The 13,685-nt window shown below is 72.9% G+C and carries 13 protein-coding genes; 7 read left to right on the top strand and 6 right to left on the bottom strand.

The features are described from left to right. Window positions 1-160: 160 nt before the first annotated feature. A complete protein-coding gene (locus ACHBTE_RS23570) occupies window positions 161-892 on the bottom strand; it encodes a VIT1/CCC1 transporter family protein (protein ID WP_394726035.1) in 732 nt (243 codons plus the stop codon). 273 nt (window positions 893-1,165) lie between these two features. Between ACHBTE_RS23570 and ACHBTE_RS23565 the strand changes: the two genes are divergently transcribed. Genes ACHBTE_RS23565 through ACHBTE_RS23535 form a run of 7 tightly spaced genes read left to right on the top strand, consistent with a single transcriptional unit; the run spans window position 1,166 to window position 9,274 of the window. Beyond that, the gene (locus ACHBTE_RS23565; protein ID WP_394726034.1) at window positions 1,166-2,257 is read left to right on the top strand and encodes an ADP-ribosylglycohydrolase family protein; all 1,092 of its coding nucleotides are present in this window, start codon (window positions 1,166-1,168) and stop codon (window positions 2,255-2,257) included. Continuing rightward, entirely contained in the window at window positions 2,254-3,765 is a 1,512-nt protein-coding gene (locus tag ACHBTE_RS23560) for an ADP-ribosylglycohydrolase family protein (RefSeq protein WP_394726033.1), read from the top strand. Before ACHBTE_RS23565 ends, ACHBTE_RS23560 begins: the two co-directional genes overlap by 4 nt. An 8-nt stretch (window positions 3,766-3,773) precedes the next feature. Next, window positions 3,774-4,949, top strand: coding sequence for an ADP-ribosylglycohydrolase family protein (locus ACHBTE_RS23555; RefSeq protein WP_394726032.1), 1,176 nt, complete (start codon window positions 3,774-3,776; stop codon window positions 4,947-4,949). Continuing rightward, the gene (locus tag ACHBTE_RS23550) at window positions 4,937-6,340 is read left to right on the top strand and encodes an ADP-ribosylglycohydrolase family protein (protein ID WP_394726031.1); all 1,404 of its coding nucleotides are present in this window, start codon (window positions 4,937-4,939) and stop codon (window positions 6,338-6,340) included. Before ACHBTE_RS23555 ends, ACHBTE_RS23550 begins: the two co-directional genes overlap by 13 nt. Further along, on the top strand, window positions 6,337-7,230 hold the full coding sequence (rbsK, locus tag ACHBTE_RS23545) for a ribokinase (protein WP_394726030.1): 894 nt from the start codon (window positions 6,337-6,339) through the stop codon (window positions 7,228-7,230). The genes ACHBTE_RS23550 and rbsK overlap by 4 nt, the downstream gene beginning before the upstream one ends. Then, the gene (locus ACHBTE_RS23540; RefSeq protein WP_394726029.1) at window positions 7,227-8,447 is read left to right on the top strand and encodes a CaiB/BaiF CoA transferase family protein; all 1,221 of its coding nucleotides are present in this window, start codon (window positions 7,227-7,229) and stop codon (window positions 8,445-8,447) included. The genes rbsK and ACHBTE_RS23540 overlap by 4 nt, the downstream gene beginning before the upstream one ends. Further along, window positions 8,444-9,274, top strand: coding sequence for an HpcH/HpaI aldolase/citrate lyase family protein (locus ACHBTE_RS23535; RefSeq protein ID WP_394726028.1), 831 nt, complete (start codon window positions 8,444-8,446; stop codon window positions 9,272-9,274). The genes ACHBTE_RS23540 and ACHBTE_RS23535 overlap by 4 nt, the downstream gene beginning before the upstream one ends. 53 nt (window positions 9,275-9,327) lie before the next feature. On the opposite strand, the gene lgt is transcribed toward ACHBTE_RS23535, so the two are convergent. The 5 genes from lgt to trpM form a co-directional block, all read right to left on the bottom strand. After that, entirely contained in the window at window positions 9,328-10,341 is a 1,014-nt protein-coding gene (gene lgt, locus ACHBTE_RS23530) for a prolipoprotein diacylglyceryl transferase (RefSeq protein WP_394726027.1), read from the bottom strand. A gap of 76 nt (window positions 10,342-10,417) precedes the next feature. Next, window positions 10,418-11,194: a DsbA family protein gene (locus tag ACHBTE_RS23525; RefSeq protein ID WP_394726026.1), complete on the bottom strand. Its 777-nt coding sequence runs from the start codon at window positions 11,192-11,194 to the stop codon at window positions 10,418-10,420. Between the two features lie 86 nt (window positions 11,195-11,280). After that, the gene (gene trpA, locus ACHBTE_RS23520) at window positions 11,281-12,099 is read right to left on the bottom strand and encodes a tryptophan synthase subunit alpha (RefSeq protein WP_394726025.1); all 819 of its coding nucleotides are present in this window, start codon (window positions 12,097-12,099) and stop codon (window positions 11,281-11,283) included. Beyond that, window positions 12,096-13,382 (bottom strand): tryptophan synthase subunit beta, encoded by a 1,287-nt coding sequence (gene trpB / locus ACHBTE_RS23515; RefSeq protein ID WP_394726024.1) that lies wholly within the window; start codon window positions 13,380-13,382, stop codon window positions 12,096-12,098. Before trpB ends, trpA begins: the two co-directional genes overlap by 4 nt. Window positions 13,383-13,513: 131 nt before the next feature. Continuing rightward, window positions 13,514-13,681 carry a tryptophan biosynthesis modulator TrpM gene (gene trpM, locus ACHBTE_RS23510; protein WP_164932276.1) on the bottom strand — a complete coding sequence of 56 codons (168 nt, stop codon included), beginning with the start codon at window positions 13,679-13,681 and terminating at the stop codon, window positions 13,514-13,516. Between the last annotated feature and the right edge of the window lie 4 nt (window positions 13,682-13,685).

Genomic DNA, 13,685 nt, shown 5'->3' with positions numbered 1-13,685 from the left:
GTCTGTCGATCCGAGGGCGGAGCGGACGTCGTCGCCCGCCCCGCGAGTGCGCCCCAGGCGTCATTGCCCACAGCGCTTACGGCTCATGCCCGGTGGTCAGCCACTCGAAACCAGCGAGTAACGGCTACTTATACGGCCCAACGCATAAGTTCCAGTCGCACTATCCTACGGCCGTTCCGAACAAGCTGCCCAGGGCGTACGTCACACCGGCCGCGGCACCACCGAGGGCGAGCTGCCGCAGCCCGCTGTACCACCAGGTCCGCGCCGTCACCTTGGTCACGACGGCACCGCACAGGAACAGCCCGAGGAGCGCGAGCAGCACGGCCGGCCACAGCGCGGTGGCGCCGAGCAGATACGGCAGTACGGGCAGCAGGGCGCCCAGCGCGAACGAGCCGAACGACGACACGGCCGCGACGAGCGGGGACGGCAGATCGCCGGGGTCGATGCCGAGCTCTTCCCTGGCGTGTATCTCCAGGGCCAGCTCGGGATCACGGGAGAGCTGTCCCGCGACGGCACGCGCGAGCTTCGGCTCGACACCCCGGGCCTCGTAGAGCGCGGCGAGCTCGGCCTCCTCGTCCTCGGGGTGCTTTCTCAGCTCCCGCCGCTCGACGTCCAGCTCGGCCTCGACGAGTTCGCGCTGCGAGGCCACGGAGGTGTACTCACCGGCGGCCATGGAGAACGCGCCGGCCGCGAGCCCGGCGAGCCCGCTCAGCACGACGGTCTGGTGGCTGACCGCCCCGCCGGCGACACCGGTCATCAGGGCGAGGTTGGAGACCAGCCCGTCCATCGCGCCGAAGACCGCGGGGCGCAGCCAGCCGCCGTTCACATCCCGGTGGGTGTGGTTGTCGCGGTGCGCCTCGTGCAGCGCCGCTTCGGTCTCGATGATCGCCATCGGAGGTCTCCCGTTGAAAGTCAGGTAAGGCTGTCTTTAGACATGTTCTACTCTTGGACAACACCAAATCTACGTCGAAAGATCCCTCCGCGCCAGCAAGGAAAGGCTCCGCTAACCTGCGGTTTTCCTCTAGAACGCTCATTCGTGCCATGGGACGCACAAATGTCGACCGGGTGACAGTGGGGCCTCCGAGGCTCGGGTCAACCGCCGACGGTGGGACACATCGGCAAAGGGGTCCGCGCCCTGGGCGGAGCCCCCGGAGGAAGGCCGCGTATGGCATCGATCGCCCGCACCCCCTCGGTCCCGGCGCCCGGGGACGCCACCGAGCTCCGCGAACGGGCCCGCGGAGCGCTGCTGGGTCTCGCGGTCGGCGACGCGCTGGGCGCCCCCGCGGAGAACATGAAGCCCTCCGAGATCCGCGCCCGCTGGGGCCGCATCACGGGGTTCGTCACCGACAACCCCTCCGGCACGGACGACACCGAGTACGCGATCTTCTCCGGCCTGCTCCTCGCCCGCCATGGCTCGGCGCTCACCCCGGCCCATGTGGAGGCGGCCTGGCACGAGTGGATCGCGGACCGCGCGGAGGGCCCCTTCCGCGGCGCCGGCTTCAGCGAACGCGGCACGCTGGAGAACCTCCGCCGGGGCCTGGCCGCCCCCATCTCCGCCCAGCACCGCCACGCCTGGAGCGACGGCCTCGCGATGCGGGCGGCCCCGTTCGGCGTCTTCGCGGCGGGCCGCCCGGCCGAGGCGGCCCGGCTGGTGGCCATCGACGGTGCGGTGAGCCACGACGGCGAGGGCATCTACGGCGGCCAGGCGGTGGCGGCGGGTGTGGCGGCGGCGATGGCCGGTGCCCCCACGATCGCCGTGGTCGCCTCGGCCCTGGCGGTGGTACCGGACGACTCCTGGACGGCCCGCTCCCTGCGCCGCGCGGTCGCGGTGGCCCACCGCGGCGAACGGGCCGTCCGCTCCGCGGTGGTCATCGGCGGTTACCCCTGGACCGACCTGGCCCCGGAGGCGGTGGCCCTGGCCTTCGGGGCGTACGCGGCGGCCGACGGCGACTTCGTGCAGGCGGTGCTCACGGCCGTGAACATGGGCCGGGACGCGGACACCACGGCCGCGGTGGCGGGTGCCCTGGCCGGCGCGGCCCAGGGCGAATCGGCGATCCCCATGGAGTGGGCCTCGGCCATCGGCCCCGCCCGGGGCAGCTGCCTGCCCTCGATGGCCGGCCACCACGTACTCGACGTGGCGGAACTCCTGACACCGGAGGAGGGCGGCAAATGGACAGCGGACGGCCTCCGCCCCCCACCTCCCACCCTCGCCCCACCCCCCTCCCTCCCGACCAACCCCCCGGAGCCCCACCCATGACCCCACCGACCCCATGGGACGAGGGCGGCCCCCACCCGACCCCCACCCCGACGACGCCGGAGGACCCGACCGGCCCCCCTCAGGAGCCCCGCGACGACACAACAGCCACGCAGACCCTGGCCGGTACGACGGGCCCGGGGTCGGAGCCCACCGCCACAGTGCCGACTGCCCTCGCCACCGCAGCACCCCCCGAAGCCCACCCCCTCCCGTCCGTCCCGAACGCCCTCCAATCCCCGGCGCCCGAAGCCGCCGCAGCCCCCACACCCCCCGCACCCGCCGACGTCGAGCACCCCCCACCAGGGCCACCCGCAGCCGACAACGCAAGCCGCACGGACGATGCGGGTGGGAAACACCAGGCCGAAGGCGAAGGCGAAGCCGAGGCCGAGGCCGAGGCCGGTCAGCGGATCCTCGGCCTCCTCCTGGGCCTGGCCGCGGGCGACGCCGCCGGCTGGCCCGCCGCCCGACACAGAGCCACCCGCATGCCCGACTGGACCCGCCGCCTCACCCGCGAACTGGAGACCTTCGCCGAGCAGAACGCGACCACCACCCTCCCCGTCCCGATCGCCCTCAACCAGCCCCCGGAACCCCTCCGCCTGGGCCCCTCCGACGACGCCGAATGGGCAGCCTTCGCGGCCGAGGCCCTCCTGCGCGCCGGCGACGACACCGCCCTCGGCGACCTCAGCCGCGAGCGCCGTACCAGAGCCGCCATCGACCTCACCTGGAACGCCGTGGCGAGCGAGGTCGCCGCGGCGGCGGACCGCGCCCCCGAGATCGAGTCGGCGATCCTCCCCCTGCGCGCCCGCATCTCCGTCCGCGCCGGCCTCGGCAACCTCGCCACCGGCCTGCGCCCACCCGCCACCGGCCACGACAACCCGCACTACTTCGACGACGCCGCCTGCGTACGGGCCTGCGTCCTCGCCGTGGCCCACCCCGGCGACCCCCACCGCGCCGCCGACCTCGCCGAGTTCGACGCCCGTTACACCCAGGACGGCGACGGCGTACACGGGGCGAGGGCGATGGCGGCGGCCGTGTCCCTGGCTCTGGCCGGCGCGAACACCACGGCCTGTGTGACAGCCGCCCTCGCCGAGCTCCCCGCGGAGACGGAGATCGGCCGCAACGCCCACCACGCCCTGCAACTCGCCCGGGCCGCCGACAGCGCCTTCGCCCTGATCCCCCTCCTCGAGCACCAGATCGTCGACCACGTCTACAGCTACGGCATCGCCGCGGCCGAAACGGTCCCGGTCGCCCTGGCGCTCGCGGTCGCCGCGCACGGCCGTATCGCCGAAGCGGTCCCCGCCGCCGCATGTCTGTCCCGGGTCGCCGACTCGGCACCCGCCCTGGTCGGCGCGCTGACCGGCGCCCTCGGCGGCGGCGCCGCGATCCCGGCGACCTGGCGCGACACCTGCCGCACTCTCTCCGGCTGCGCCCTCCCCCGCCTCACCGGCACCGACCTGGTGGAACTCGCCGAACTCCTCGAAGCCACGCAACCGACCCGACCAGGAGGATGATTCGGAGCATGACGGCCAAAGCACACGAAACCACTGGTCCGCGGCTCGACGAGCGGATCACCGGCGCCCTGGTCGGCGCAGCGGTCGGCGACGCCCTCGGCGGCCCGGTGGAGGGCTACTCCCCCGATCAGATCCTCGAGCGCCACGGCGGCCGGGTGCACGGCATCGTCGGCCCCTGGAACGGCGACGACTGGCGCACGGCCCGCCCCATCGCGCCGTACCACAAGGGCGATGGCCATGTCACCGACGACACCTTGATGACGCACGCCCTGGTCCGCGTCTACGCGACCGTCCGCGACCACCTCGACGCGTACGCGATCGCCGACCACCTGGTGCCGGACCTGATGACGAACCCGCGCTGGATCCCGGAGCTGGAGGCGGAGGCCCTCCCCCTGCACCGGATCTTCCTGGCGGAGAAGTGGATGGTGGCCCGCCTCCACTACGGCCACGTGGACCCACGGGAGGCCGGCGTCGGCAACATCGTCAACTGCGGTGCCGCGATGTACATGGCCCCGGTCGGCCTGGTCAACGCGGCCGACCCGAGGGCCGCGTACGCGGAGGCGCTGGACATCGCGGGCGCCCACCAGTCGTCGTACGGCCGTGAGGCGGCGGGCGTCTTCGCTGCCGCGGTGGCGGCGGCGTGCACCCCCGGGGCGACACCGGAGTCGGTCGTCACGGCCTGTCTGTCCCTGGCGAAGGACGGCACCCGGGCGGCGATCGAGAAGGTCTGCGAAGTGGCGGGCGCACACCGGGACTTCGAGTCGGCCCTCGTCCCGCTCCGGGAGGCCGTCACCCCGTACGACACCGTCGGCCCGGACTACCGGCAGCCCACCCTCGGCGCCCGCCGCCCGTCCCGGCTGCACGCGATCGAGGAGTTGCCCGTCGCGCTGGGCATGCTGCTCGTGGGCGACGGCGACTACCGCGCCTCGGTCCTGGGCGCGGTGAACTACGGCCGCGACTGCGACTCCATCGCGACGATGGCCGGAGCGCTGGCGGGCGCTCTCGGTTCCCCCGCCCCCGAGGACTGGTCCAAGACGGTCGCGGAGGCCAGCCGCCTCGACCTGTGGGAAGCGCCCCGCGTCCTCACCGAGGTGGCCGTAGAGATCCACGCGCGGGACGTCCGCCGGCGCCGGGAGCACGAGGCGGCCTTCGCCGCGCTGGAGGACCGGCCATGCTCCGACTGACCTGGGTCCAGCCGGAGGACCTGATCGGCCATGAGCTGCGCCAGGCGGCCCTGGACGGCCGGGAGCCGTCGAGGATCGCGGCGAGGTGGACGGCGGCGGGCGGCGCCGAGGCTCCCCTGCGGGCGGGGGCATCGCCACGGCCGGCCTCGCGCTACCTGCGTCAACTGGCGGAGGACCTGCTGGATGAACTGGCCGACCTGCCGGGCCGGTTGCAGGACGGCGAGCCGACCGACCTGAGGCGTATCAAGGCGCTGTGCCCCGACTGGCCGGCCGGCGACGACCGGACTTCCGGCCGGAGCCCGGCTGCCACCCCGCCGGAGCCGGCGCGCTACGAGGCCGCCTGGCTGGGCAGGGCGGTCGGCTGCCTCCTGGGCAAGCCCGTGGAGAAGCTTCCCTTGGCGGCCATCAGACAACTGGCCGGGGCCACCGGCAACTGGCCCCTGAACACGTACTTCACAGCCAAAGGGGTCCCCGAGGAGCTGCTCGCCGCCCATCCCTGGAACCGCCGCTCGGCGAGCTGCTCCCTCGCCGAGAACATCGACGGCATGCCGGAGGACGACGACCTCAACTACCCCCTGCTCAACCTCCTCCTGCTTCGACGCCACGGCAGGGCCTTCACCACCGCCGACGTGGCCCGCCTCTGGCTCGACGAACTCCCCGCCGGCCGCACCTTCACCGCCGAACGCGTCGCCTACCGCAACCTCCTCACCGGCATCGAACCCCCGCACACCGCCCGCCACCGCAACCCCTTCCGGGAGTGGATCGGCGCCCTCATCCGCGCGGACGTCCACGGCTGGACCAACCCCGGCGACCCGGCCGCCGCGGCCGAGCAGGCCCACCGCGACGCCACCCTCACCCACACCGCCAACGGCGTCTACGCGGCGATGTTCACCGCCGCCGTCATCGCTCGGGCGGCGACGGCGACCGGCCCCCACGACATCCACGCCTGCCTGCGCACCGGCCTCACCGTGATCCCCCCGAAGTCCCGCCTGGCCCGGTCCGTCACCCACGCGATCCGGCTGGCCCACGACCACGCGGACTTCGACACGGTCGTCGACGCGCTGCACGCCGCCTACTCCCCCACCCACCACTGGGTCCACGCCGTCCCCAACACCGCGTTGACCGCCGCCGCGCTGACCCACGCGAACGGCGACTTCACCGGCTCCGTCTGCCGTGCCGTGTCGGGAGGCTGGGACACCGACTCCAACGGCGCGACGGCGGGCAGCATCGCCGCCCTGCTCACCGGCACTCCGGCCGCGCTGCCCGACCGCTGGACGGCCCCTCTGAAGAACCGCCTGTCCACTTCGGTGGCCGATTTCGACGGCACGGGCTTCGACACGCTCGCCCGGCTCACGCACGCACTCACCCCCAGGGAGGCCACTCGCCCATGACCGGCATCGTCGTCCTCGGCAGCACCAACATGGACCTCGTCACCTATGTGGAGAAGGCCCCGCAGCGCGGCGAGACCGTGACCGGAAGGGAGTTCCGTACGATCCCCGGCGGCAAGGGCGCCAACCAGGCGATCGCGGCGGCCCGCGCGGGCGGCGACGTCATGATGATCGGCGCCGTGGGCAACGACGCCTTCGGCACCCTTCTGCGCTCCACCCTGGAACACTCCGGCGTCGACACCGACGACCTCCGCACGGCCGAGGGGCCCTCCGGCACCGCACACATCGTCGTGGACGACGAGGGCGGCAACGCGATCGTCGTGATCCCCGGCGCGAACGGCACCCTCGACCACCTCAGCCCCGGCGACGAGGGCGTCATCGCAGCCGCCGACACGCTGCTGCTCCAGCTGGAGATCCCGCTCCCCGCCGTCCTGGCCGGCGCCGAGGCCGCCCGCCGCCACGACGTCCGTACGATCCTCACCCCGTCCCCCGCCCGGCCGCTCCCGGACCAACTGCTCGCCGCCGTCGACCTGTTGGTGCCGAACGAGCACGAGATCACCGCCCTCACCGGCCGCACCGACCCCCGCGAGGCGGCCGTCGCGCTGCTCGACCAGGTGCCCGAGGTGGTCGTCACCCTGGGCGCGAACGGCAGTCTGTACGCGGCCCGAGGCGCGGAGCCCGTGGCCGTCCCCGCGCCGAAGGTCACCGCCGTCGACACGACCGGCGCCGGTGACACCTTCGTCGGCGCCCTCGCGGTGGCCCTGGGCGAGGGGCGCGCGATGCGCGAGGCACTCGGCTGGGCGGCGGCAGCGGCGGCACTGTCCGTCCAGCGGGAGGGCGCCTCGGCGTCGATGCCGTACCGCCCCGAGATCGACGCACGGTACACGTCATGAGCGCGCTCGAGCACGGGCCCGGCACCACCGCACCGGCCCCCCTGACCGGCCTGCGGGTGCTCGACCTTGCGACTCTCTTCGCGGGCCCCCTCGCCGCCACGATGCTCGGCGACTTCGGCGCGGAGGTCATCAAGGTCGAGCACCCCGCGAAACCGGACCCCTCCCGCGGGCACGGCCCCTCGAAGGACGGCGTGGGCCTGTGGTGGAAGGTCCTGGGCCGCAACAAGCGCACGATCACCCTGAACCTGTCCAAGCCCGGCGGCCGGGCCACCTTGCTGCGCCTGGCCTCGACGGCGGACGTCGTCGTCGAGAACTTCCGCCCGGGCACGCTGGAGAAATGGGAGCTGGGCTGGCCGGAGCTGTCCGCCGTCAATCCCCGCCTGATCCTCACGCGGGTCACCGGCTTCGGCCAGTTCGGCCCCTACGCCCACCGCCCGGGCTTCGGCACCCTCGCCGAGGCGATGAGCGGTTTCGCCGCGCTCACCGGCGAACCGGAGGCACCGCCGACGCTGCCGCCCTTCGGGCTGGCCGACTCGATCGCGGGCCTCGCGACCGCGTACGCGGTGATGACGGCACTCGCCGCCCGCGAGCGCACCGGCGAGGGCCAGGTCGTCGACATGGCCCTCATCGAACCGATGCTGCTCGCCCTCGGCCCCCAGCCGACCTGGTACGACCAGCTCGGCTACGTCCAGGAACGCACCGGCAACCGCTCCGCAAACAACGCCCCGCGCAACGCCTACCGCACCGCGGACGGCACCTGGGTCGCCGTCTCCACCTCGGCCCAGTCGATCGCCGAGCGCGTGATGCACCTGGTGGGGCGCCCGGAGCTGATCGACGAGCCCTGGTTCGCGACGGGCGCCGACCGGGCCCGGCACGCCGACGTCCTCGACGAGGCGGTCGGCGACTGGATCGCCCGCCACACCCGCGCCGACGTCCTCGCCGCCTTCGAGAAGGCGGAGGCCGCGGTGGCCCCGATCCAGGACGTACGGGAGGTGATGACGGACCCGCAGTACGCGGCCCTGGACACCATCACCACCGTCGACGATCCCGAACTCGGCCCGCTGCGCATGCAGAACGTCCTCTTCCGGCTCTCCGCCACCCCCGGCACGATCCGCTGGGCGGGGCGCCCGCACGGCGCGGACACGGACGAGATCCTCGGCGACCTCGGTCTGACCCCGGCCGAGGTCGCCGCCCTGCGCGAGGAGGGCGCCCTGTGACGCCGTACCCGCTGACCTGGCTGTATGCCCCGGGCGACCGGCCGAAGGTGGTCGCGAAGGCCCTCACGGCCGGCGCCGACATCGTCGTCGTCGATCTGGAGGACGCGGTGGCCCCCGACCGCAAGGACTGGGCCCGTGCGGCGACGGCCGAGCTCCTGTCCGCCGCACAGCCCGTCCCGGTCCACGTCCGTGTGAACGCCCTGGACACCCCTTGGGCGGCGGCCGACCTCCGCGCCCTCGCCGCCCTGCCGGGCCTGTCCGGTCTGCGCATTCCCAAGGTGACGGCGCCGGAGCAGATCACCCACATCGCGCGGACGACACCGGCCGCGGACGACGGGGCACCCGCGCTGTACGCCCTGCTGGAGTCCGCCCTCGCCATCGAGCGGGCGTTCCCGATCGCGTCCGCGCACCCGGCCCTGCGGGGCATCTCGCTGGGCGAGGCCGACCTGCGCACCGACCTCGGCGTACGCGGCGACGCGGGCCTGGACTGGTCCCGCTCCCGTGTCGTCGTCGCCGCCCGGGCCGCCGGTCTGCCCCCGCCCGCCCAGTCGATCCACCCGGACATCCGTGACCTGGACGGTCTCGCCGCCTCCTGCGCCCACGGCCGCACCCTGGGATTCCTCGGCCGGGCGGCCGTCCATCCCCGCCAGCTCCCGGTGATCGAGCGGGTCTATCTGCCCACGGAGGCGGAGCTGGAACAGGCGGAGACCATCGTCAAGGCGGCCACCGCGGAGCAGGGCGCCCAGGCGCTGCGGGACGGGACCTTCATCGACGCGGCAGTGGTGGCGGCGGCCCGCAGAACCCTGGCCCTGGCCCACCGGACCTGACGCCGAAGGGCGCCCGCAAGTCCGGGCGCCCTTCGGTGACGTACGGGGGGGTCTCAGGTCTTCTTCGTCGACCCGGCCTCGTCCTTGACGTCTGCGGTCCCGACGCCGTCCCTCACCTCGTCCTCGGAACCGCCTTCGGCGGCCTCGTCCTCGGCGGCCCTGTCCTCGGCGACCTCTTCCTCGGCGATCTCGCTGTCGGAGGCCTTGTCGTGGTCCAAGGACTTGCTCGTGCCCTCGGGGTCACCGCCGGAGGCGCCCGGCTCGACGACAGGCTCCCGGCCGGGCCGCTTCTTCGCCGACACGACGAAGTACGTGACCGCCAGCAGGAGCACGATCAGCGCGGTCCAGACGTTCAGCCGCACGCCCAGGATGTGGTGGGCGTCGTCGACGCGCATGTACTCGATCCAAGCGCGGCCCGCGCAGTAGGCGGCGACATAGAGCGCGAACGCCCGGCCGTGCCCCAGCTTGAAGCGGCGGTCGGCCCAGATCACCAGCAGCGCGACGCCGATGCACCACAGCGACTCGTACAGGAACGTCGGGTGGTAGGTGCCCGGCACCCGTCCGTCCGTCGAGGACGTGATCTCCAGCGCCCACGGGACGTCCGTCGGCCTTCCGTACAGCTCCTGGTTGAACCAGTTGCCCCATCGGCCGATCGCCTGCGCGAAGGCGATGCCGGGCGCGACGGCGTCGGCGTACGCGGGCAGCGGGATGCCCCGGCGCCGGCAGCCGATCCACGCGCCCAGCGCGCCGAAGGCGATGGCGCCCCAGATGCCGAGGCCGCCCTCCCAGATCTTGAACGCGTCGACCCAGTCACGGCCCTCGCTGAAGTACAGCTGGTAGTCCGTGATCACGTGGTAGAGCCGGCCGCCGATCAGGCCGAACGGGACGGCCCACACCGCGATGTCGGCCACCGTGCCGGATCGCCCGCCCCGGGCGATCCAGCGTTTGTTGCCGAGCCAGACCGCTACGAAGACACCGATGATGATGCAGAAGGCGTAGCCGCGCAGCGGGATGGGACCGAGGTGGATCACCCCGCGCGACGGGCTGGGAATATAGGCAAGTTCCATGGCAGGGTCGACGCTACCCTGCCGGGCGGGACCGATGTCGGGCAGCCCGGCTACGGGTCCATAACAGGCGGCGAGCTCAGCTCTTGGCGGCCTCCTGCACCATCTGCTTCAGCTTGGCCGGGGTCATCGTCTGGTCCTGGTAGATGTTCTTGCCGTTCAGCAGGACCGTCGGCGTACCGCTGAAGCCGCCCTTCTTGAACGCGTCGTTGGACTTCGCCACCCAGCCGTTGTGCGTGCCGTCCTCGACACACTTGCGGAAGGCGGGTGTGTCCAGGCCCTTCACCTTCTTCGCGAGCTCGAAGAGCTTGCTGTTCTCGGCGAAGGCGTCGTCGACCTCCGGCGGCTGGTTCTGGAACAGCACGTCGTGGTACGGCACGAACTTTCCGGCGTCCTGGGCGCAGGCCGCCGCGTTCGCGGCGTTGCGGGAGCCGCTGCCGCCCATGTTGCCGTCGATGATCGTCGCCAGGTGGTACTCGACCTTGAGCTGGCCCGCGTCCGTCAGCTCGTGGATCGTCGACCGGTATGCCTCCTCGAAGGACTTGCAGGCCGGGCAGCGGAAGTCCTCCCAGACCGTGAGCGTGGACTTGGCGTTCTCCTCGCCCACCGGGATCGCGAGGCCGTCCTTGCCCTGCGCCCCCGAGGGTCCGACGACCGGGCCCGAGGACTCGCTGCTGTCGTCCTTGCCGGCGTTCGCCGCGACGACTCCGATGACCGCCGCGAGTCCGAGGACGCAGACGACGCTCGCGCCCACGATCAGCGCGCGGCGCCGCTTGTCGGCGGCCTTCTGCTTCTCACGCTCGACCGCCAGCCGCTCCCGCGCGGTCCGCTTTCCGTCACGATTCTTTTCGCTCACACCCGCAGAACGAACCGGGGAGGCGCAGCGCGCCTCCCCGGCCTCAGGTCCACCCTTACGAGGGACCGGTATGACATCCCGCCTGGTTACGCCTGTCCGCGTACGCCCTTGGCCAGGTCACCGGCGAGCGTGCGCACGGCCTCGACTCCGGCCGCGTCGTCCTGGGCGTCCAGCATTCGCTTGACGAAGGCCGAGCCGACGATCACGCCGTCGGCGAATCCGGCGACCTCGGCGGCCTGGCCCGCGTCGGAGACTCCGAGTCCGACGCAGACGGGCAGGTCGGTGCCGGTGGCACGGGTGCGCTCCACCAGGTCCTGCGCCTGTGCGCCCACGGACTCGCGGGTGCCGGTGACGCCCATCAGCGAGGCGGCGTAGACGAAGCCGCTGCCCGCGGCGGTGATCTGCGCGAGCCGCTCGTCCTTGCTGCTCGGCGCCACGACGAAGACGGTCGCGAGCCCGTGCTTGTCGGCGTGCTCCCTCCACAGCGCCGATTCCTGCACGGGCAGGTCGGGCAGGATGCAGCCCGCGCCGCCCGCTTCGGCCAGCTCGGCGGTGAAGCGCTCGACGCCGTAGCGGTCGATGGGGTTCCAGTACGTCATCACGAGGATCGGCTTGCCGGTGGCCTCGTGGGCCTCGCGGACCGTGCGCATGACGTCGGCGATCTTGACGCCGCCGCGCAGGGCGATGTCGTCGGCGGTCTGGATGACGGGGCCGTCGAGGACGGGGTCGCTGTGCGGCAGCCCCACCTCCATGACGTCGGCGCCGCCGTCGAGGGCGGCCTTGATCGCCTCGATGCCGCCGTCCACGGTCGGGAAGCCGGCCGGGAGGTAGGCGATGAGCGCGGAGCGGCCCTCGGCCTTCGCCGCGGCGAGGGTGTCGCTCAACAGCTGGATGTTGCCGCTCACTTGGCGTCCCCCTCGATCTCGGCGGCGTCGGCGTCCGCGTCGGCGGCGACCTCGGCGTCGGTGTCGTACAGGCCGAAGTAGCGTGCGGCCGTGTCCATGTCCTTGTCGCCGCGGCCGGACAGGTTGACGACGATCAAGCCGTCCTTGCCCAGCTCGCGGCCGACCTCCAGGGCCCCGGCGAGGGCGTGGGCGCTCTCGATCGCCGGGATGATGCCCTCGGTGCGCGACAGCAGACGCAGGGCCTGCATCGCCGCGTCGTCGGTGACCGCGCGGTACTCGCCGCGGCCGGAGTCCTTGAGGTAGGAGTGCTCGGGCCCGATGCCGGGGTAGTCCAGGCCGGCCGAGATCGAGTACGGCTCGGTGATCTGGCCCTCGTCGTCCTGGAGGACGTAGGAGCGGGAGCCGTGCAGGATGCCGGGCTCGCCGGCGGTCAGCGTCGCCGCGTGCTCACCGCTGTCCAGGCCGTGCCCGGCGGGCTCGCAGCCGATGAGGCGTACGTCCGTGTCGGGGACGAAGGCGTGGAAGAGGCCGATGGCGTTGGATCCGCCGCCGACGCAGGCGATGGCGGCGTCGGGGAGCCGGCCGGCGCGTTCCAGGAGCTGGCGGCGCGCCTCGACGCCGATGACGCGGTGGAAGTCGCGGACCATGGCGGGGAACGGGTGCGGGCCGGCGACCGTACCGAAGAGGTAGTGGGTGTGGTCGACGTTGGCGACCCAGTCGCGGAACGCCTCGTTGATGGCGTCCTTGAGGGTGCGGCTGCCGGATTTCACGGCGATGACCTCGGCGCCGAGCATGCGCATGCGGGCCACGTTGAGGGCCTGGCGCTGGGTGTCGATCTCGCCCATGTAGATGGTGCAGTCGAGGCCGAACAGCGCGCAGGCCGTCGCCGTCGCCACGCCGTGCTGTCCGGCGCCGGTCTCGGCGATCACCCGGGTCTTGCCCATGCGCTTGGTCAGCAGGGCCTGACCGAGCACGTTGTTGATCTTGTGGGAGCCGGTGTGGTTGAGGTCCTCGCGCTTGAGGAACACCCGGGCGCCACCGGCGTGTTCGGCGAAGCGAGGGACCTCGGTGAGGGAGCTGGGGCGGCCGGTGTAGTTGACCAGCAGGTCGTCCAGCTCACGGGCGAACTCGGGGTCGTGCTTGGCCTTGTCGTACTCGACGGCCACCTCGTCGACGGCGGCGACGAGGGCCTCCGGGATGAACTTGCCGCCGAACGCGCCGAAGTAGCCCTCGGCGCTGGGGACTTGACCCTCGGGGTCGGGGATGAAGAAGTCGCTGGGCATGCGGAAACCTCACGGTGAGTTTGGGAAATACCTAATCGCCGTGGGGGCGGGGCTTGTTCGATGGCGTCCGGCCGTCTGTGGCTGATCGCGCCCACGCGGCGGAGCCGCATATCGGGCACAGTCCCGCGCCCCTATAGGGCGCGCTGCCATCGACGGCCGTTTACCTGGCCAGGTTCGTCTCCGATGACGTATCGCACGCGACGGCCGTGCACTCGGCGTGCGGGCGCGCGGCAGCCACGGGGGCGGCAGCCGCGCGCGAGGCGGGCGTACCTGTCCGTGGTTGTCGTCGTCAGCGTCATCGGG

It is taken from the genome of Streptomyces sp. M41, from assembly GCF_043673425.1.
Taxonomy (GTDB): domain Bacteria; phylum Actinomycetota; class Actinomycetes; order Streptomycetales; family Streptomycetaceae; genus Streptomyces.
This window is presented reverse-complemented; position numbering and strand designations above follow the sequence as displayed.

Excerpts from the sequence above, each read along its gene's own strand:
- ACHBTE_RS23570 (WP_394726035.1), bottom strand. The coding sequence starts at position 892 with ATGGCGATCATCGAGACCGAAGCGGCGCTGCACGAGGCGCACCGCGAC.
- ACHBTE_RS23565 (WP_394726034.1), top strand. The coding sequence starts at position 1,166 with ATGGCATCGATCGCCCGCACCCCCTCGGTCCCGGCGCCCGGGGACGCC.
- ACHBTE_RS23560 (WP_394726033.1), top strand. The coding sequence starts at position 2,254 with ATGACCCCACCGACCCCATGGGACGAGGGCGGCCCCCACCCGACCCCC.
- ACHBTE_RS23555 (WP_394726032.1), top strand. The coding sequence starts at position 3,774 with ATGACGGCCAAAGCACACGAAACCACTGGTCCGCGGCTCGACGAGCGG.
- ACHBTE_RS23550 (WP_394726031.1), top strand. The coding sequence starts at position 4,937 with ATGCTCCGACTGACCTGGGTCCAGCCGGAGGACCTGATCGGCCATGAG.
- rbsK (WP_394726030.1), top strand. The coding sequence starts at position 6,337 with ATGACCGGCATCGTCGTCCTCGGCAGCACCAACATGGACCTCGTCACC.
- ACHBTE_RS23540 (WP_394726029.1), top strand. The coding sequence starts at position 7,227 with ATGAGCGCGCTCGAGCACGGGCCCGGCACCACCGCACCGGCCCCCCTG.
- lgt (WP_394726027.1), bottom strand. The coding sequence starts at position 10,341 with ATGGAACTTGCCTATATTCCCAGCCCGTCGCGCGGGGTGATCCACCTC.
- trpB (WP_394726024.1), bottom strand. The coding sequence starts at position 13,382 with ATGCCCAGCGACTTCTTCATCCCCGACCCCGAGGGTCAAGTCCCCAGC.
- trpM (WP_164932276.1), bottom strand. The coding sequence starts at position 13,681 with ATGACGCTGACGACGACAACCACGGACAGGTACGCCCGCCTCGCGCGC.